We start from the raw sequence: 16044 nt of genomic DNA on the forward strand, positions 1-16044 counted from the left end.
TGCGGCGCCCGGAGCGTTTCGCCGGAGCAGGCTGCACGGGGCAGCCCGCGCAGCCCGCCTTGATGTTACGCGGCGCGTTCCTTGTCTGACGCTTCCTCGAGTGTGGCCGCAGTATCTTCCAGCTTCTTGTCGTAATTGGCCTCGAGCCTCTCGATACTATCGGCCCACATCCTCAGCATTGAGACCTGGAAGTGCATCATCGGCTTCAAGGCATTCATGCCGATTGCTGTCGCTGCGGCGATCCGCCGTTGAGGGTCGGGCACGAAACGGTTTGCATTGGTGTCGTCTGCCATGCTGTTCGCTCCTTCGCTCTGGTGTATGACCTAAGCTATCTGTCCTGTTGCGAACTGCTTGCTTCCAAACGCTCGGCCAGAAGTTGATCTGCCGCGCGGCGCGCGCATTGGTCGTCATGCAATTCATCCAGCTTTTTCAAGTAGGCGACCGCGGCTATCTGCAAGAGATCGAAATCATCCTCGCCGGTACCGCGAAGATTGGAGATGTAGCTGTAGAGGGCGGAACGCCTGTCGTCGTTCTCGCTGATGCCGCTGTGGAGCAGCAAGTAGTTTCGCCAAGCGAACGCACACGCGCCTTCTCTGGCTTGAGAACTCATGGGCACCTCCTAAAGCCAGAGAAAGACTGACGCCGCGTTTCGTTCCGCAAATCTCCTCAGATGTAACGTTGTTCCGTAGCTGCGCCGCAAGGTAAACCATTCTGCCGGTGCCAATGCGCCCGTTCCGTCAGCAACCGCGTCCGAAACCTGCTCGGATGCCGAGAACAAAGATCGGGTACGACCCTCTCGATCCACGGCCCTAGAGCCGCTTGATCGCGACGACCTCGCTGCCGGCCTGCCTGATCCGAGCAATCGCCGGCTGGATCGCCTCGATCACCGTCGCCATGTGATGCGCGTTGGCGTGAACCATCGTGCTGCCATCGCGGACGATGGCGACATGGCCCTTCCAGAAAATGAGATCGCCGCGCAGCAAGCTGTTTCGCTCATGCTGCTCCAGCGCGCGGCCGAGCCCAGCCAATTGCATGTCGCTGTCGCGTGGGCAGCCGATGCCCGCTGATGTCAGCGAGACCTGGACGAGGCCGGAGCAATCGATGCCAAAACTACTTTTGCCGCCCCAGAGATAGGGCGTGCCGGCGAAGCGTTCGGCGACCGTCACAAAATCCGGCTCGCGATGATCGAGCGGGACGAGATGGGCCTTGGGCAAATATTGTCCATCGCGCGTCACGGCGAAGCTGCCGTCCTCGCGCGCCACAGCCAACCTGGATCCCATCACGAGCGTATCGGCCGGCGGCAGCTTGATCGAGGGACCGGGGAAGGCGAACGTCCGCAGCGCACTGACCACATGGGTCGGCGTCGCCGAGGATTTCATGAGCGCCGCATCCGGTAGCCAGCCGACATAGCCATCGCCATTGAGCTGGCCCCACGCCCAGCCCTCGCCGTTGCGGTCGTAGACCGTGACGCGTTCGCCGCGCAGCGCCTCCGTCATCAGCATCGCGCCCGACGACGGTTGCTCCCGCACCGGCGCGACCGGATCAACCACCTCGAATTCCTCGCCGGTGACGAAGCGATCAGCCTCGACCTTGCCTTCGAGATATTTCGCGGCGAGGTCGCCCCGCGCCGGCGTCAGCCTCGGGTCGTATTTTTGATCATGCATAGCGCTCGCTCAGCAAGGTGTAGATGGCGCGTGCGGCCTGGCACTCGCCGCCTTCGGGACGGGCCGGCTTTGCCGACGGCGTCCAGCCGTAGATGTCGACATGCAGCCAGCTCCTGGCCTGCTCGACGAAGCGTTGCAGGAACAGCGCGCAGGTGATCGAGCCGGCAAAGCCGCCTGATGGTGCGTTGGTGATGGTAGCGGTCTTGGAGTCCAGCCAGGAATCGTAAGGCGGCCACAACGGCATGCGCCACAACGGATCGTTCTCCTGCATCGCGCAGCGCGATAGGTCGGCGGCAAGGCTCTCATCATTGGTGTAAAAGGGCGGCAAATCCGGTCCCAGCGCGACACGCGCGGCACCGGTCAGCGTGCCCAGATCGATCAGCAGATCGGGCTTCTCCTCATCAGCCAGCGCCAGCGCGTCGGCCAGCACCAGCCGGCCCTCCGCATCCGTATTGCCGATCTCCACCGTGATGCCCTTGCGCGAGGTGAAGATGTCGAGCGGGCGGAAGGCGTTGCCGGCGACCGCATTCTCCACCGCCGGAATCAGCACGCGCAGCCGCACCTTCAGCTTCGCATCCATCACCATGCGCGCCAGCGCCAGCACGTTGGCGGCGCCGCCCATGTCCTTCTTCATGATCAGCATGCCGCTCGACGGCTTGAGGTCGAGCCCGCCGGTGTCGAAGCAGACGCCCTTGCCGACCAGCGTCACCTTGGGATGATCGGGATCGCCCCAGCCGATGTCGATCAGCCGTGGCGCGCGGTTCGAGGCCATGCCGACGGCGTGGATCAGCGGGAAGTCCTTCTCCAGATCATCGCCGACGGTGCAGGCGAAGCTTGCGCCGAACTCTGCAGCGAGGGCTTGCGCGGCGGCGGCCAGCTCCGCCGGCCCCATGTCGTTGGAGGGCGTGTTGATGAGGTCGCGCGCGAGCATCGCCGCGTCAGCGATCCGCTCGATCTCGGCCGCATCGATGCCATCGGGCGGCACCAGCCGGACGTCGGGCCTGTCAGCCTTGCGGTAGCGCGCGAAGCGGTAGCGCCCGATCGCAAAGGCGAGCGCCGCCAGCCGTGCATCGTGGGGTGCATTGGCAAAGCGATAGATCCCCGGCGGCAGCAGGCCGGGCAGGGCGCCGGGCCGGAAACGGTCGCGCGATCTCGCCCCCTCGTCCTCGAGGCCGAACAGCACCTGTGCGATTGCGCCGTCGGGCGCAGGCAGCGCCAGATAGGCGCCCGGCTTGGCGGCAAAGGCGCATGCCGCGGCGAACGCGCGTTGCGGCGGCGCCAGCGCCTCGGCGACCTGATCCCAGCTCGATTTGGTGACGAAGGTGATCGGGATGGCGGCGGGTGACGTCTCGAAGACAGAAGGCATTGGCGGGTCCGGATCGTCAGATCAAACGGGTCATGCGAATGGATGAGACTTCGCAGAGTTTCGCCGCCGCTGCAATCGGCTTTGCTGTCACCGTTCGGCGAGCCGCTACTCGCGGCGAGGGGGCCATGCTAGGTTCCGGCAACGGTCGCCAGAGTTGGAGATCAGGCGACCGACGACAAGGCGCGCCGGGAGGAAATGCAATGGAATTTGTGTGGAGCGTGGTCACATTCATTGGCGAGGCCGTTGAGGCGATCTTCGGCTATGTCGAGCATCACCATTGGATCTTCGCGTTCCTTGCCGGCGGTTATGTCTTCTATCTCCACGACCGCTCGGTCCACGCGCGATTCGATGCGCTCGACAGGCGCGTCGACGAAATCCGCAAACGGCTTGCCATCGAATATTGATCGGGCGAGACCAAACCGTCGTCGCTCGTATCTCGTATCTCGTGTTGAGAGCTGCCGTTCCCGTGAGCGCGGCTTCGACCTGCTGCTGCCGGATTGCAACCGCGCAAGCCTGACGACGCTCGCGAGCGGGAATATCGACGAGAGCGCAGCCCGGGGCCGTGTTAACCGGCCGTTAGGGTTAACAGTCTATTGCTGGCGCGTTCGGCTCGATCAATCGGCTCGAGAGTCAAAGCGTCATGCGTCTACGGTTCAGTCTTGCTCGGCTCCTTGCGTCCACCTCGCTGGTCGCGGCGGTGGCCATGGGTCTCGGCGGCTGCACGGGCATGTCGAAACTCTCCGACGTGACGGGCTCGATCGGGCCGCGGGCGGAGGCGGCTCCCGCCGATCCGGCGCGCGCCGTCGAGGTCTATGGCGAGCGCTACCGCGCCAATCCCAAGGACGCCGATGCCGCGCTCGCTTACGGTCAGGCGTTGCGCGCCAACGGTCAGCGTGCCCAGGCCGCCGCTATGCTCGAGCAGGCGACCATCGCCAATCCCGGCAACAAGGCGCTGCTCGCCCAATATGGCCGCGCCCTCGCCGACAACGGCAATTTCCAGCAGGCTTACGACGTGCTGTCGAAAGCGCATTCGCCTGACAATCCGGATTGGCGCCTGCTTTCGGTGCAGGGCACCGCGCTGGACCAGATGGGCCGTCACGAGGAAGCGCGTTCCTACTACGCCAGCGCGCTCAAGATCGCACCGGGTGATCCCGGCGTGCTCTCCAATCTCGGCCTGTCCTACATGTTGTCGAGAGACCTTCCGAAGGCCGAAGAGGCGCTGCGGCAGGCCTACGCCTCGCCGCGTGCGAGCATCCGGGTGCGGCAGAATCTGGGCCTTGTCGTCGGTCTGCAGGGCCGCTTCGCCGAAGCCGAGACCATCGTGAAGGCAGATCTGCCACCGGATCAGGCCGCGGCCAACGTCGTCTATCTCAAGGAGATGCTCAGCCGCAGCGACACTCCCCGCGGCGCACCGAAGCGGACGCCGGTCGCCTCGCTCAGCCAGCCCGACTGATCAGACCTGATCGTCTCTTCTATCGTCTCATCCTGAAAGTTGCCCGCGAGCCGCATGCGCGGCCCGGGTCTTGCGTCATTGCATCTCGGAGATCTTGATGCCGGTCGGTCCGAGAATGACGACGAACAGCACGGGCAGGAAGAACAGGATCATCGGCACGGTCAGCTTCGGCGGCAGGGCGGCAGCCTTCTTTTCGGCCTCGTTCATGCGCATGTCGCGATTTTCCTGCGCCATGACGCGCAAGGAATGTCCGAGCGGGGTGCCGTAACGCTCCGCCTGCTGAAGCGCGAGACAGACCGATTTGACGCCCTCGAGTCCGGTGCGTCGCGCCAAATTCTCGTAAGCGACCTTGCGATCCTGCAGATAGGATAATTCGGCCGTGGTCAGCGTGAACTCCTCCGACAGTGCGATCGACTGTCCCACGATCTCGGTGGCGACTTTCCGGAACGCCATCTCGACTGACATGCCGGATTCGATGCAGATCAGAAGCAGGTCGAGCGCATCGGGAAAAGCGCGCTTGATCGAGAGCTGGCGCTTGGAGATCGCATTCCTGAGGAACAGCATCGGCGCCTGGAGGCCGAGATAGGCGGCGCCGATGCAGATGCCTATCTTGATCGGCATGCCCTGCTGAAGATGCGCGATCAAGAAAACGTAGACGACCGAGCCGATGAAGAGCACCATCGGTGCGACCATGCGGGCAAACAGGAAGGTGATGTAGGGCGCCTGACCGCGGTAACCCGCCATGATCAGCTTGTCGCGCGCGGCTTCCTGCGCGAGCCATTTGGTGAGGTTGAAGTCCTCGACGACCTTGGAGACGAGCTGCTTCGGCGTCTGGCGCAGCGTGACCTTTTCATTCTTGTGAAGGCGCTCACGCTCCCGCTGCCGGATGCGCTCGCGCTCGCTCGCCACCGCCTTCATGCGTTTGGAGAGGCCTTCGCCGGCGAACAGGGGCATCACCAGCGTATAGACGGTGGCGCTGGCGGCAATGGCCGCCAGCATCATGGTCATGAAGTGGACGTCATGTAGTTTCGCGACGAGAAACTGGACCATACTGCACCGTCAGAAATCGAAATTGATCATCTTCTTCATCACCATGATGCCGACCGCCATCCAGACGACGCAGCCGACCAGCATGAGCTGGCCGGTAGGATGGGTCCACAGCACCGAGATGTAATGAGGCGTCGTGAGGTAGACGAGGAACATCACGATCGGCGGCAGCGAGCCGATGATGCCGGCCGAGGCCTTGGCTTCCATCGACATGGCCTGGATCTTCTCCCTCATCTTCTTGCGGTCGCGCAGCACCTTGGAAAGGTTGCCGAGCGCTTCGGAGAGGTTGCCGCCGGATTTCTGCTGGATCGAGATGACGATGCCGAAGAAGTTGGCCTCCGGCAACGGCATGCGATCATAGAGCCGCGAGCAGGCCTCGCCGAGCGGCATGCCGATCGCCTGGGTCTCGATGATCGCCAGAAACTCGCTGCGCAGCGGCTCGGGCGCGTCGGCCGCGACGACCTTGATCGATTCGAACAAGGGCAGGCCTGCCTTGATGCCGCGGACGATCACGTCGACCGCATCGGGCAGTGCCGCAAGGAACTTGGCCTCGCGGCGCTTTTTCAGGAAGCCCAGTGCCCAGCGCGGCAGGCCGAAGCCGCCGGCAAAGGCGAGGCCGGCAGCACCGATCAGGCCGCCGCCGGCGAACAGAGCGGCTGCGAAGAACGCGCCCGCCACGGCGGCGGAGACGATCCAGAATTTCTGCGGCGTCCAATCGAGCCCCGCCTGCGACAGGCGGACGGGGAGTGGAGCGCTCTTCTCCTGCAGGCGTCGCGCCTCGAGATCCTTCAGCGTGGTCTCGACCTGCTCGCGGCGCGAGCGCTGGGTCTTCTCGGCTTGGCGGGCCGTGGGCGCCTCGGCGCGCGAGATCGAGGCGCGGCGGCTTTCGGCCTTTCGTTCCCCGGACAGCAGCGGATAGAGGAAGACCCAGGCGATGCCGCCGACCGCCGCGGTGGCGAGGAATGCGAGGGCGAGGACCTGCATGTTCATGCTGACCTGCTCACGTATTCGGCGCGACTTCCGCCGCGTCCAGCGCAGCGGCAAGGCGCTTCTCGTCGCCGTAATAGCGGGCGCGTTCCCAGAATTTCGGGCGGCCGATGCCGGTCGAGCGGTGCCGGCCGATGATCTTGCCGTTGGCGTCCTCGCCGACCATGTCGTAGAGGAAGATGTCCTGGGTGATGATGGTGTCGCCTTCCATGCCCATCACCTCGGTGATGTGGGTGATGCGGCGCGAGCCGTCGCGCAGGCGCGCAGCCTGGACGATGACGTCGATGGAGGCGCAGATCATCTCGCGGATGGTGCGTGAGGGAAGCGAGAAGCCTCCCATCGTGATCATGGATTCGCAGCGCGACAGGGCTTCGCGCGGGTTGTTGGCGTGCAGCGTGCCCATCGATCCGTCATGGCCGGTGTTCATGGCCTGGAGCAGGTCGAACGCCTCGGGTCCGCGAACCTCGCCGACGATGATGCGCTCGGGGCGCATACGCAGGCAGTTGCGCACCAGCTCGCGCATGGTGATCTGGCCCTCGCCCTCGATGTTGGGCGGTCGGGTTTCCAGCCGCACCACGTGAGGCTGCTGGAGCTGGAGCTCGGCGGCGTCCTCGCAGGTGATGACGCGCTCGTCATGCTCGATATAATTGGTCAGGCAGTTGAGCAGCGTGGTCTTGCCGGAGCCGGTGCCGCCGGAGATCAGCACGTTGCAGCGGACGCGGCCGATGATCTGGAGGATTTCAGCGCCCTCCGGCGAGATCGCGCCGAACTTGACCAGCTGATCGAGCGTCAGCTTGTCTTTCTTGAATTTGCGGATGGTGAGCGTGGGGCCGTCAATCGACAGCGGCGGCACGATGGCGTTGACGCGGGAGCCGTCGGCAAGGCGGGCGTCGCAGATCGGCGAGGATTCGTCGACGCGCCGGCCGACCTGGCTGACGATGCGCTGGCAGATGTTGAGGAGCTGCTGGTTGTCGCGGAAGCGAATTCCCGTGCGCTGGATCTTGCCGGCGACTTCGATGTAGACGGTGTTGGCGCCGTTGACCATGATGTCGGCGATGTCGTCGCGCGACAGCAGCGGCTCGAGCGGGCCGTAGCCGAGAACGTCATTGCAGATGTCGTCGAGCAGTTCCTCCTGCTCGGCGATCGACATCACGATGTTCTTGATCGCGATGATCTCGTTGACGATGTCGCGGATTTCCTCGCGCGCGGACTCCGAATCGAGCTTGGCGAGCTGGGCGAGGTCGATCGCCTCGATCAGCGCGCCGAAGATGGTCGCCTTGACCTCGTAATAATTGTCCGACCGCCGGCTCTCCATGGCCGGAGGCGGCGGCGCCTTGGCAGGCGCAAGCGGCGGCGAGGCGACGGCCGGCGGAGGCGGGGCGCGCGACACCGTCGGCGCCGGAGCCTGGGCAGGCTCGGGCGACACGGCGCCGGGCTTGGGCGCCCGAAGGTCGGTGTCTGTTCCGCTACGCTTACCGAACACTTAACAACTCCATGCGGCGGCTTATTTTCCCCGCAACTTGTCAATCAGGGGTGAAAGCAGGGACGACTTTTGTTTCTTGGTCTCGCTGCGGCCGGTCAGGCGCTGGGCGATCTGAAGAAACATCTCGATCGACTTGTGGTTGGCGGAGATCTCCGCGATCATCTGGCCGTTGTTGGCGGCCGAGCCGAAGATCTGCGGCTCGAACGGGATCGAGACGATCGGCTGGCTCTCGATCGCCTTGGCGAACTCCGCGGCGGCGATTTCGGGGCGTTTCGGCACGCCGACCTGGTTCAGGCAGTAGAGCGGTGGCCGGTCGTTGGGGCGCGCGGCCTTCAACAGATCGAACAGGTTCTTGGTATTGCGCAAATTGGCGAGGTCGGGCGCGGCCACGATCAGGATGTCGTCCGCTCCGATCAGGGCGCGCTTGGTCCAGCCCGACCATTGATGCGGTATGTCGAGCACGATGCAGGGCATGGTGGAGCGCAGGGTGTCGAACACGGCGTCGAAGGCGTCGGTGCCGAAATCATAGACCCGGTCGAGCGTCGCCGGCGCCGCCAGCAGGCTGAGATGGTCGGTGCATTTCGACAGCAGACGGTCGATGAAGGCGGTGTCGACGCGATCGGGTGAGAACACGGCGTCGGCAATGCCCTGCGGGGGGTCCTGGTTGTAGTCGAGCCCCGCGGTGCCGAAGGCGAGGTCGAGATCGGCGACGACGGCGTCCATGGCGAGGTCGCGCGCGATCGCCCAGGCGACATTGTGGGAGATGGTGGAAGCCCCGACGCCGCCCTTGGCGCCGACCACGGCGATGATGCGGCCGACCGCCTTGGCTTCCGGCGCGGAGAACAGGTTGCAGATCGAGCGCACGACGTCGATCGCGCCGACCGGCGCCAGCACGTAGTCGCTGACACCGCGGCGCACCAGCTCACGGTAGAGTGTGACGTCGTTGATGCGGCCGATCACGACCACGCGGGTGCCGGCGTCGCAGACGGTGGCGAGCTGGTCGAGCCCGCCCAGCAGGTCGTTGCGTCCGTCGCTCTCGAGCACGATGACGTTCGGCGTCGGGGCCGAACGGTAAGCCTCGGTTGCAGCGGCCATGCCCCCCATCTGGATCTTCAGATGGGCCTTGCCGAGACGGCGGTCTTCGCCGGCCGCCTGGACCGCAGCGGCGGTTTCCACGGTCTCGCAGAAGGCCTGGACCGAGACGCGCGGCGCGGGCGCAATATGCTCCTCGGCCGGCGGAGGAGCAGCGTCCGGCTGCTCTTCGTGTGTCTGGCGAGCGTAGCTGATCATTTGCCGGTGTCGCTGAGTTTGGCCTTGTCGGCCTCAGGATAGGTGGTCGCCGTCGTGAGGCCCTTGCGATACTTCTCGAGAGCGGTGATGCGCCGCGCCGTGTAGGACGGAGTTTCAGGCCGCGGCTGCTCGAGGTCCGACGGATTGTCGACCATCGCCGCGAGGTTGCGCTGATAGGCGCAGCCGTAATTGTAGTAGTCCTTGTTCTCGAACCATCTCTTGTTCTTTATCGAAGGGCCGACGTCTTCCGGCCACAGGCCGCAGGGACCCGCGACCGCGGCGATCTTGGAATAAGTGAGCCGGATCGGCGGCAGGAAGCGCTTGTCTTCCGGCTGGTAGGGTCGAACGTTGACGCCGCGCGGCGGAACGCCTGCTCCCGCCAGCATCGCCTGGATTTCACGCATCGTGTCCGCGACCGGACGCGCATTGGGCGTGCCGGACGGCACGTCGATACGGATGGCGCCCGTGCCTTCGTGCAACCATGCCGATGCGACACCCATCACGTCCGCGCGCTGGGCGGCGGTCAATCCGCCGCGGGCATGGCCGACGAAGACGACGATCGAACGATTTTGCTCCTCGATCGCGATCGGATGGCGCTGCTTGTAGTCGTCGGGAATGGAGGCCGTGACGGCTTCGTCATGCTGGCACCCGCCGAGCGCGAGCGCCATGCCGACGAGCGCGCCACCGAGACGGATGGCGCGTTTGCGAAGCTGGGGTGGTCTTGTGATCATCGTGAAGTCCCCGTTCCGCCTCAGTCGGTGATGAAGCCGTAGGTGCCGCGGTAGTTCTTGGCCGGTTCGGTCCGGCCGGGCACGCCGTAGATGCGGTTGATATTGCCGAGTAGCTGGGCCTGTGGATCCGCAGGCGGGGCGAAGCCGTCATCCGGCCGCGACAGGTCCTTTGGCGCCACCGCGCGAACGACATAAGGCGTCACGATCACGACCAGCTCGGTCGCGTTGTTGACGAAGTCGCGGCTGCGGAACAGCGTGCCGAGGACCGGGAGCTGCATCAGTCCCGGCAATCCGCTGACTGCCTGCTTGGTCTGCTGCTGGATCAGTCCGGCCATCGCCATCGCGCCGCCGGAGGGAATTTCCAGCGAGGTCTCGGCACGGCGGGTCCTGATCGAGGGCACCGTCACCGAGTTCACCGACGTCGAGGTCACGGCCTGCGACAGCGTGATCGAATTCTCGTTCGACAGCTCCGAGACCTCGGTCATCACCCGCAGGCTGATCTTGCCTTCGCTCAGCACCACGGGGGTGAAGTTGAGCGAGATGCCGAACTTCTTGAAGCTGATCTGGGTGGTACAGACATGCGTGGTGGGATCGCACGCATAGCCCGCCGGCACCGGGAATTCTCCGCCGGCGATGAACGTTGCCGATTCACCGGAGATCGCGGTCAGGTTCGGTTCGGCCAGCGTGCGGATCACGCCAGCGGTTTCCATCGCGCGCAGGGTGGCCTGCACCGACGGCGCCGCGCCGAACTTCGTGGTCAGATTGTTGCCGTCCACGAGGTTGTGGCCGAGAGCGGTGAACGGATTCGAGTTGGAGAAGCTCACCACCGACGTGCCGTAGTTGAGGTTCGCGGTCAGGTCGATGCCGAGCTGCTTGACGATGTTGCGCTGGACTTCGGCCACCGTCACCTTGAGCATGACCTGGTCGCGGCCGCGGACCACGATCGAGTTCACCACCTTGTCGGCGCCGCCGGCCAGGCGCGCGGCGAGGTCGTTGGCCTGCTGCGCTTCCATCGGGTTCGCCGCCGTGCCGGTCAGGACGATGCCGTCACCGAGTCCGTCGATCTGGATGTCTGAATTCGGCAGGACCTGCTTCAGCGCCGCCCGCACACCGTTGAGGTCGCGCTTGACCGCGATGTCATAGGCCGCGATCTGCTGGCCTGCAGAATCGAAGAACACGATGTTGGTCTGGCCGAGCGCGGCGCCGATGATGTAGGCGCGCTGCGCCGAGCGGACCACCGCATTGGCGATCTTGGGGTCAGCGACCAGCACGTCCTTGATGTCGCGCGGAAGGTCGATCACCACGGACTTGCCGATGCCGAGCGAGAGGAAGCGGGCGTTCATCTGACCGTCGGCAGCGACCGGCGCGCCGGGGCGATAGTCGGCGGCGACCACGGGGGTCAGCACCGGGTTGAATGCCAGCGCGAACGCGGCCGAAAACGACAGGGCGCGGACCATGGAGGTTCGCATCGTCGCCAGATCTGCCCTGCATTTCATGTCGCCTGTCCTCATCGTGCTTTCGCCGTCGAGCTCGGGACGCCGTAGCGAATGATCGAGACGCCGTCGCGCTTCTGGGCGGATTCGTCGAGCGTGATCTCGCTCATCTTGACGTCGGCAATGCTGCGCAGCGCCAGCGAGAGCGTTCCGGCCTGACGGGCCGAGGAAAGCGCCTGGGTCTGTGCGGAAGTGAGTTCCAGGGTCACGGTCTTGCCGACCACGGCGTTCTGGCCGTCCTTCTCCTTCGGGGCCTGGTCGATGGCGAGGACGCGCACATTGACCAGGATGATCTCGGACGTGATGACGTCCTGGCCTCCGGCGGCCTGGTCCGGGTTCTTGAGGCGGCGCGTGAGCAGGACGTCGACGCGGTCATTGGGCAGGATGAAGCCACCTGCGCCGGTCTCCGGCGAGATTTCGGTCGAGATGGCCCGCATGCCGCTGGGCAGGATGGCCGCCATGAATCCGGAGCCCTCGGCCTTGACCAGCTTCTGGTCGCGGATCGGCTCACCCTGAATGAACGGCGCGCGCGCGATCGAACCGGTCACCTGGGTCACGCCCTCGGGACGCTCGTTGCGGCGGATGAAGGTGGCGCTGGCGGTCGCGGCCGGCCAGGTTTGCCATTGCAAATCTTCCGGCTTCACGGTCTGGCCGAGACCGATGTCGTTCTTGGCCACGAGAACGTCGACGGTCGGAAGCTGCGCAACCGGGGCCGGAGGCGGCGCAGAATTGTCCGAGCCGCTCGCCAGGTACGCGGCGACACCGCCGGCGCAGATGGCGACCGCCAGGACGACAATGCGTGCCCTATTCATACGCTTCACTTTCCAACAAAACGCCGCGACGCTGACGCCGCCGTAATCGGCAGTTGACCAGCTATTCGTCAAAGCATGGTTAATGAGGCGTATCTAAATCGCGTTAACGCCGGGTTTACCCGGTGCGTTCAGCGCAGCGCGAGGTGAGCGAGATCAATCGCCTTCACCCATTCGGTCTCCGGGTAGACCATCAGCGCACTCAGTGCGAGCGCGATGCCGTAGGGGATGCCGCTCTCCTTGGCATGCAGCCGGGCGAGCCAGGCTTGGCCCGCCAGCCCGTAGGGCAGCGGCCATTGCCGGAACTGGAGCAGGAGCAGCGTCAGCGCCCCGCCGAACAGCGAGGCGTAGAGCAGGAAGTTCATCAGTTGTGCGAAGCCGAACCAGAGTGCGACGGAGGCCGCGACCTTGGCGTCGCCGCCGCCGACCCAACCCATCGCAAAGCAGGTGAAGGCGATGACCAAAAGAAGCGCGCCGGCGCTGACATGACTGAGCATCTCGTAAGGTGCCATGCCACCGGCGAGGGCAAGCGCGAAGAAGCCGGCGACCAGCGCCAGTGACACCCGGTTCGAGATCGTCATCGTGAAGAGATCGCTCGCGGCAGCAAACGCCATCAGGGCCGGGAAGAGCAGAAGGCGCGCAAGGTCGAGGATCATGGGCTGCGTCTTGAGGCCTGGGTTTGCCGCGGAAACTGGCGTCGGGCGATGCTAGCCGGCAGTGCTAAACAAACCGACAACGGCAGCAAGCGACCCATGCGGCTGAAGCCGCGGAACGCGTCGTCACCAGAGGCTGGCAATGCGCACGGCGAGCGCGGCCGTCGCAAGCAGCAGCGCAAGGCAGACCCAATAGACCGGCGAGCCGGCCTGTGCCGCCGCCGTCTCGTTTGCCGCAATCGCGGCATCGGTTCTGTACTTACGCAACGCCACTGGAACTCGCCGTCTTCGGAAAAACAAAGGCCCCGGAGATCCGGGGCTTTTGCCGTCGTTCGTCGGTCGCTTACTTCAGCGAGCTGCTGATCGAGGTGAATTTGGCGTTCAGCGTGGTGCCGAGGTTGTTGACGACGGTGATGATGGCCAGCGCGATGCCGGCGGCGATCAGGCCGTATTCGATGGCGGTGGCGCCGGATTCATCCTTCGCGAAACGTGCAATCAAGTTCTTCATGAACATAACTCCATCTGGGGTGGGGATCGCCTCGTTCGGCGCCGTCTTTGACCCGATGAACATGAGAGCCGAGCTCTTTCGGTAGAGTTAATTCGATCGGGCAAACCCGCCTGCGGCGCGATGCTTTGGCCCAGAGTGAATTTCGTCTTAAGGCGGCGCCTGTAATTCGTTCCGGTTCCGGATGTACCGTCGGCGCGGCGCCGGCTTCACGCTCCCTTAAATTTAGCGGCGTAGGCGTAACAGAGCTGGAATTCGCAAGAGAGGCGACGATGTCGAGCCTGCCCATGCAAGTCGCCCTGATGCTCGGCGAGACCATCGTCAAGGTGATCCCCATCACCTTCGCGCTCGCTGCGGTGTTCACCGTGCTCGAACATTTCTGGGCCTGCAATGCCGGCGCGCCGTGGTGGCGCAAGCGCGAGATCGTCACCGACATCTGCTACTGGTTCTTCGTTCCGGTGTTCGCCCGCACCATGCGGATCGGACTTCTGGTCGTCGGCGCGAGCCTCGTCTTCAACATCCACGACGCCGACGAACTCATCGCCTTCTATGACAATGGCCACGGCCCGCTGTCGTTAATGCCGCTCTGGGTCCAGGCCGGATTGTTCCTGGTCCTGTCCGACTTCATGCTGTATTGGCTGCACCGGCTGTTCCACGGCGGCGGGTTCTGGAAGTACCACGCGGTCCATCACTCCTCGGAGGAGATAAGCTGGATTTCGGCGGCCCGCTTCCATCCCGTCAATCTCGTGCTCGGCACGATCGGCGTCGACGTCGTGCTGCTGATGGCCGGCATTTCCCCGAACGCGATGGTCTGGCTCTCCCCGTTCACGACCTTCCATTCGGCCTTCGTGCACGCCAACCTGAATTGGAGCTTCGGGCCGTTCAAATATTTGCTGGCGACGCCGGTGTTCCACCGCTGGCACCACACCTCGCTCGAGGAGGGCGGCGACACCAATTTTGCCGGCACGTTCCCGATCTGGGATGTTCTGTTCGGCACCTTCCGTATGCCCGAGGGTAAACTGCCGCAGGATTACGGCAAGGACGAAGCGACCATGCCGAAGGAGATCGCGGGCCAGTTCGCCTATCCGTTCCGCCGCTAGCCTCGAAGGCGGGAAAACGCCAGTCTGTTCAAACAATAGTCGGCGAGTTTGCGGAACGTTCACGAATTAAGGGCAGGTTAGCCGGGTCGGGCACTGGCTCCGTTGTATCGAGTCGCTTCTGCCGGTTTGTGACGTCCCGGGGGTAAGAGTATGCGTAAAGAATTGCTGCGCCGTCGGGCGCGCGTTTGTCTTCTGGTTGCGGCCGCGGTGTTGGCATCGCCGGCCGCCGGCCTTGCCGACCCCACCGCCGACACCATCGCCGTCAATGTCGACCAGGCCAAGCTGGTGCGGCTGCCCGGCAAGGTGGCGACCATCGTGGTCGGCAATCCCCTGATCGCCGACGTCACGCTCCAGCCCGGCGGCATGATCGTCGTGACCGGCAAGGGCTATGGTGCCACCAATTTCATCGCGCTCGACCGGGCCGGCGAGATTCTGGTCGATCGCCAGATCCAGGTCGAAGGTCCGAGCGACCGGCTCGTCACCGTCTATCGCGGGATCGAGCGCGAATCCTACAGCTGCGTGCCGCTTTGCCAGCGTCGCGTGACGCTCGGCGACAGCGACACCTACTTCAACAACACGATGAGCCAGGCCGGCTCGCTGAGCGCCAGCGCCAGCGGTGGTGGTGGCGGCGGTCCGGCCAAGTCCAACTAGCAGCACCGATCGGCGGGTTTGCCCGGACAGCATCCCGCCAGGCTCGCTTTGGGGATACGAGGCAGGGGGCTCTGCGCGCCCGCCGCGCTTTCCGTGGGCTCGGGGCGCTGCTGGTTAACGCATTCTTAACGGCGCGGTCCGTCGGCTGCGGATCGCCTGAAACACTTAGACAATCAGTTTCCGCTATTGAACGGGACAGTTGATCGCCCGTTGCTGGGGAATTTGACGCGATGACATCGCCTGCACCTTCGAGATTCACACTCCGGAAAGCGCTGGGCCGATTTTGCGGCAACCGCCGCGGTTCCGCGGCCGTCGAATTCGCCCTGGTCGCACCGATGTTCTTCGGGCTGCTGTTCGCCATCATCGAAACGGCGCTCATGTTCTTCGCGAGCCAGGTGCTCGAGACCATCACGCAAAATTCCGCGCGCGCGATTCTGACCGGCCAGGCGCAAGCGCAGGGCGGTTCGGTGGCGGCCTGTCAGACCAAGCCCAACGTGGTCATGGCGTGCGACCAGGCGACGTTCAAGGCCTATGTGTGCACGCAGATCCCGGCGCTGTTTGATTGCAGCAAGCTCTACGTCGACGTCGTGAGCACCAGCTCCTTCGGGTCGCTAAGCCTGACGAACTACGGCGATTCCTGCAATTTCACCCCCACCGGCATGCAGTACAGTGCCGGGACCTCCGGCCAGGTGGTGGTGGTGCGGCTGTTCTATCAGTGGCCGCTCATCGTCACCGGCCTCGGTTACAATATGGGTTGCAGCAACAAACGGCTGATGGTGGCGACCATGGCCTTCAAGAACGAACCCTTCTGA

The 16044-nt window shown here is 64.5% G+C and carries 19 protein-coding genes; 5 read left to right on the forward strand and 14 right to left on the reverse strand.

Annotated features, from left to right (window positions below):
- Positions 1 to 65: 65 nt before the first annotated feature.
- The 4 genes from GA0061098_RS08660 to GA0061098_RS08675 all read right to left on the reverse strand — a co-directional run bounded on the left by GA0061098_RS08660 (position 66) and on the right by GA0061098_RS08675 (position 3030).
- A complete protein-coding gene (locus GA0061098_RS08660) occupies positions 66 to 293 on the reverse strand; it encodes a hypothetical protein (RefSeq protein ID WP_091955931.1) in 228 nt (75 codons plus the stop codon).
- 35 nt (positions 294 to 328) lie between these two features.
- Positions 329 to 610, reverse strand: a complete 282-nt coding sequence (locus GA0061098_RS08665; protein WP_091955932.1) for a hypothetical protein — start codon at positions 608 to 610, stop codon at positions 329 to 331.
- A gap of 199 nt (positions 611 to 809) precedes the next feature.
- A complete protein-coding gene (locus tag GA0061098_RS08670) occupies positions 810 to 1664 on the reverse strand; it encodes a C40 family peptidase (protein ID WP_091955933.1) in 855 nt (284 codons plus the stop codon).
- A complete protein-coding gene (locus GA0061098_RS08675; protein WP_091955934.1) occupies positions 1657 to 3030 on the reverse strand; it encodes a leucyl aminopeptidase family protein in 1374 nt (457 codons plus the stop codon). Before GA0061098_RS08675 ends, GA0061098_RS08670 begins: the two co-directional genes overlap by 8 nt.
- A gap of 200 nt (positions 3031 to 3230) precedes the next feature.
- Here GA0061098_RS08675 and GA0061098_RS47185 point away from each other — a divergent pair, with 200 nt between their 5' ends.
- Positions 3231 to 3434 carry a hypothetical protein gene (locus GA0061098_RS47185; protein ID WP_091955935.1) on the forward strand — a complete coding sequence of 68 codons (204 nt, stop codon included), beginning with the start codon at positions 3231 to 3233 and terminating at the stop codon, positions 3432 to 3434.
- Between the two features lie 236 nt (positions 3435 to 3670).
- Positions 3671 to 4483 (forward strand): tetratricopeptide repeat protein, encoded by an 813-nt coding sequence (locus tag GA0061098_RS08685; RefSeq protein WP_091955936.1) that lies wholly within the window; start codon positions 3671 to 3673, stop codon positions 4481 to 4483.
- A gap of 75 nt (positions 4484 to 4558) precedes the next feature.
- On the opposite strand, the gene GA0061098_RS08690 is transcribed toward GA0061098_RS08685, so the two are convergent.
- The 10 genes from GA0061098_RS08690 to GA0061098_RS08730 form a co-directional block, all read right to left on the reverse strand.
- Entirely contained in the window at positions 4559 to 5533 is a 975-nt protein-coding gene (locus GA0061098_RS08690) for a type II secretion system F family protein (RefSeq protein ID WP_091955937.1), read from the reverse strand.
- 9 nt (positions 5534 to 5542) lie between these two features.
- Positions 5543 to 6520 (reverse strand): type II secretion system F family protein, encoded by a 978-nt coding sequence (locus GA0061098_RS08695; RefSeq protein WP_028142104.1) that lies wholly within the window; start codon positions 6518 to 6520, stop codon positions 5543 to 5545.
- Positions 6521 to 6530: 10 nt separating this feature from the next.
- Entirely contained in the window at positions 6531 to 8000 is a 1470-nt protein-coding gene (locus GA0061098_RS08700; RefSeq protein ID WP_091955938.1) for a TadA family conjugal transfer-associated ATPase, read from the reverse strand.
- Between the two features lie 21 nt (positions 8001 to 8021).
- Positions 8022 to 9290: a CpaE/TadZ family protein gene (locus tag GA0061098_RS08705; RefSeq protein ID WP_091955939.1), complete on the reverse strand. Its 1269-nt coding sequence runs from the start codon at positions 9288 to 9290 to the stop codon at positions 8022 to 8024.
- Positions 9287 to 10021 (reverse strand): CpaD family pilus assembly protein, encoded by a 735-nt coding sequence (locus tag GA0061098_RS08710; protein ID WP_091955940.1) that lies wholly within the window; start codon positions 10019 to 10021, stop codon positions 9287 to 9289. The genes GA0061098_RS08705 and GA0061098_RS08710 overlap by 4 nt, the downstream gene beginning before the upstream one ends.
- A gap of 20 nt (positions 10022 to 10041) precedes the next feature.
- Positions 10042 to 11517, reverse strand: a complete 1476-nt coding sequence (locus GA0061098_RS08715) for a type II and III secretion system protein family protein (RefSeq protein ID WP_165637240.1) — start codon at positions 11515 to 11517, stop codon at positions 10042 to 10044.
- Between the two features lie 11 nt (positions 11518 to 11528).
- Positions 11529 to 12326, reverse strand: a complete 798-nt coding sequence (gene cpaB / locus GA0061098_RS08720) for a Flp pilus assembly protein CpaB (protein ID WP_165637241.1) — start codon at positions 12324 to 12326, stop codon at positions 11529 to 11531.
- A 128-nt stretch (positions 12327 to 12454) separates the two neighbouring features.
- A complete protein-coding gene (locus GA0061098_RS08725) occupies positions 12455 to 12979 on the reverse strand; it encodes an A24 family peptidase (RefSeq protein ID WP_091955942.1) in 525 nt (174 codons plus the stop codon).
- 123 nt (positions 12980 to 13102) lie between these two features.
- Positions 13103 to 13243 (reverse strand): hypothetical protein, encoded by a 141-nt coding sequence (locus GA0061098_RS44815; protein WP_162130992.1) that lies wholly within the window; start codon positions 13241 to 13243, stop codon positions 13103 to 13105.
- A gap of 76 nt (positions 13244 to 13319) precedes the next feature.
- A complete protein-coding gene (locus GA0061098_RS08730) occupies positions 13320 to 13484 on the reverse strand; it encodes a Flp family type IVb pilin (RefSeq protein ID WP_007599783.1) in 165 nt (54 codons plus the stop codon).
- Between the two features lie 269 nt (positions 13485 to 13753).
- Here GA0061098_RS08730 and GA0061098_RS08735 point away from each other — a divergent pair, with 269 nt between their 5' ends.
- The 3 genes from GA0061098_RS08735 (at position 13754) to GA0061098_RS08745 (ending at position 16044) form a co-directional block, all read left to right on the forward strand.
- Positions 13754 to 14581 carry a sterol desaturase family protein gene (locus tag GA0061098_RS08735; protein ID WP_091955943.1) on the forward strand — a complete coding sequence of 276 codons (828 nt, stop codon included), beginning with the start codon at positions 13754 to 13756 and terminating at the stop codon, positions 14579 to 14581.
- A gap of 150 nt (positions 14582 to 14731) precedes the next feature.
- Entirely contained in the window at positions 14732 to 15232 is a 501-nt protein-coding gene (locus GA0061098_RS08740; RefSeq protein WP_091955944.1) for a pilus assembly protein N-terminal domain-containing protein, read from the forward strand.
- Positions 15233 to 15462: 230 nt separating this feature from the next.
- Complete coding sequence (locus GA0061098_RS08745; RefSeq protein WP_091955945.1) at positions 15463 to 16044, forward strand: TadE/TadG family type IV pilus assembly protein; 582 nt, start codon at positions 15463 to 15465, stop codon at positions 16042 to 16044.

Source organism: Bradyrhizobium shewense, from assembly GCF_900094605.1.
GTDB classification, from domain to species: Bacteria; Pseudomonadota; Alphaproteobacteria; order Rhizobiales; family Xanthobacteraceae; genus Bradyrhizobium; species Bradyrhizobium shewense.

What these genes read in the sequence shown, in the direction of transcription:
- GA0061098_RS08685 (WP_091955936.1), top strand. Translation starts at nt 3,671, where the DNA reads ATGCGTCTACGGTTCAGTCTTGCTCGGCTCCTTGCGTCCACCTCGCTG.
- GA0061098_RS08740 (WP_091955944.1), top strand. Translation starts at nt 14,732, where the DNA reads ATGCGTAAAGAATTGCTGCGCCGTCGGGCGCGCGTTTGTCTTCTGGTT.
- GA0061098_RS08675 (WP_091955934.1), bottom strand. Translation starts at nt 3,030, where the DNA reads ATGCCTTCTGTCTTCGAGACGTCACCCGCCGCCATCCCGATCACCTTC.
- GA0061098_RS47185 (WP_091955935.1), top strand. Translation starts at nt 3,231, where the DNA reads ATGGAATTTGTGTGGAGCGTGGTCACATTCATTGGCGAGGCCGTTGAG.
- GA0061098_RS08670 (WP_091955933.1), bottom strand. Translation starts at nt 1,664, where the DNA reads ATGCATGATCAAAAATACGACCCGAGGCTGACGCCGGCGCGGGGCGAC.
- GA0061098_RS08690 (WP_091955937.1), bottom strand. Translation starts at nt 5,533, where the DNA reads ATGGTCCAGTTTCTCGTCGCGAAACTACATGACGTCCACTTCATGACC.
- GA0061098_RS08710 (WP_091955940.1), bottom strand. Translation starts at nt 10,021, where the DNA reads ATGATCACAAGACCACCCCAGCTTCGCAAACGCGCCATCCGTCTCGGT.
- GA0061098_RS08695 (WP_028142104.1), bottom strand. Translation starts at nt 6,520, where the DNA reads ATGAACATGCAGGTCCTCGCCCTCGCATTCCTCGCCACCGCGGCGGTC.
- GA0061098_RS08735 (WP_091955943.1), top strand. Translation starts at nt 13,754, where the DNA reads ATGTCGAGCCTGCCCATGCAAGTCGCCCTGATGCTCGGCGAGACCATC.
- GA0061098_RS08730 (WP_007599783.1), bottom strand. Translation starts at nt 13,484, where the DNA reads ATGAAGAACTTGATTGCACGTTTCGCGAAGGATGAATCCGGCGCCACC.
- GA0061098_RS08745 (WP_091955945.1), top strand. Translation starts at nt 15,463, where the DNA reads ATGACATCGCCTGCACCTTCGAGATTCACACTCCGGAAAGCGCTGGGC.
- GA0061098_RS08705 (WP_091955939.1), bottom strand. Translation starts at nt 9,290, where the DNA reads ATGATCAGCTACGCTCGCCAGACACACGAAGAGCAGCCGGACGCTGCT.
- GA0061098_RS08725 (WP_091955942.1), bottom strand. Translation starts at nt 12,979, where the DNA reads ATGATCCTCGACCTTGCGCGCCTTCTGCTCTTCCCGGCCCTGATGGCG.
- GA0061098_RS08665 (WP_091955932.1), bottom strand. Translation starts at nt 610, where the DNA reads ATGAGTTCTCAAGCCAGAGAAGGCGCGTGTGCGTTCGCTTGGCGAAAC.
- cpaB (WP_165637241.1), bottom strand. Translation starts at nt 12,326, where the DNA reads ATGAATAGGGCACGCATTGTCGTCCTGGCGGTCGCCATCTGCGCCGGC.
- GA0061098_RS08660 (WP_091955931.1), bottom strand. Translation starts at nt 293, where the DNA reads ATGGCAGACGACACCAATGCAAACCGTTTCGTGCCCGACCCTCAACGG.
- GA0061098_RS08715 (WP_165637240.1), bottom strand. Translation starts at nt 11,517, where the DNA reads ATGAAATGCAGGGCAGATCTGGCGACGATGCGAACCTCCATGGTCCGC.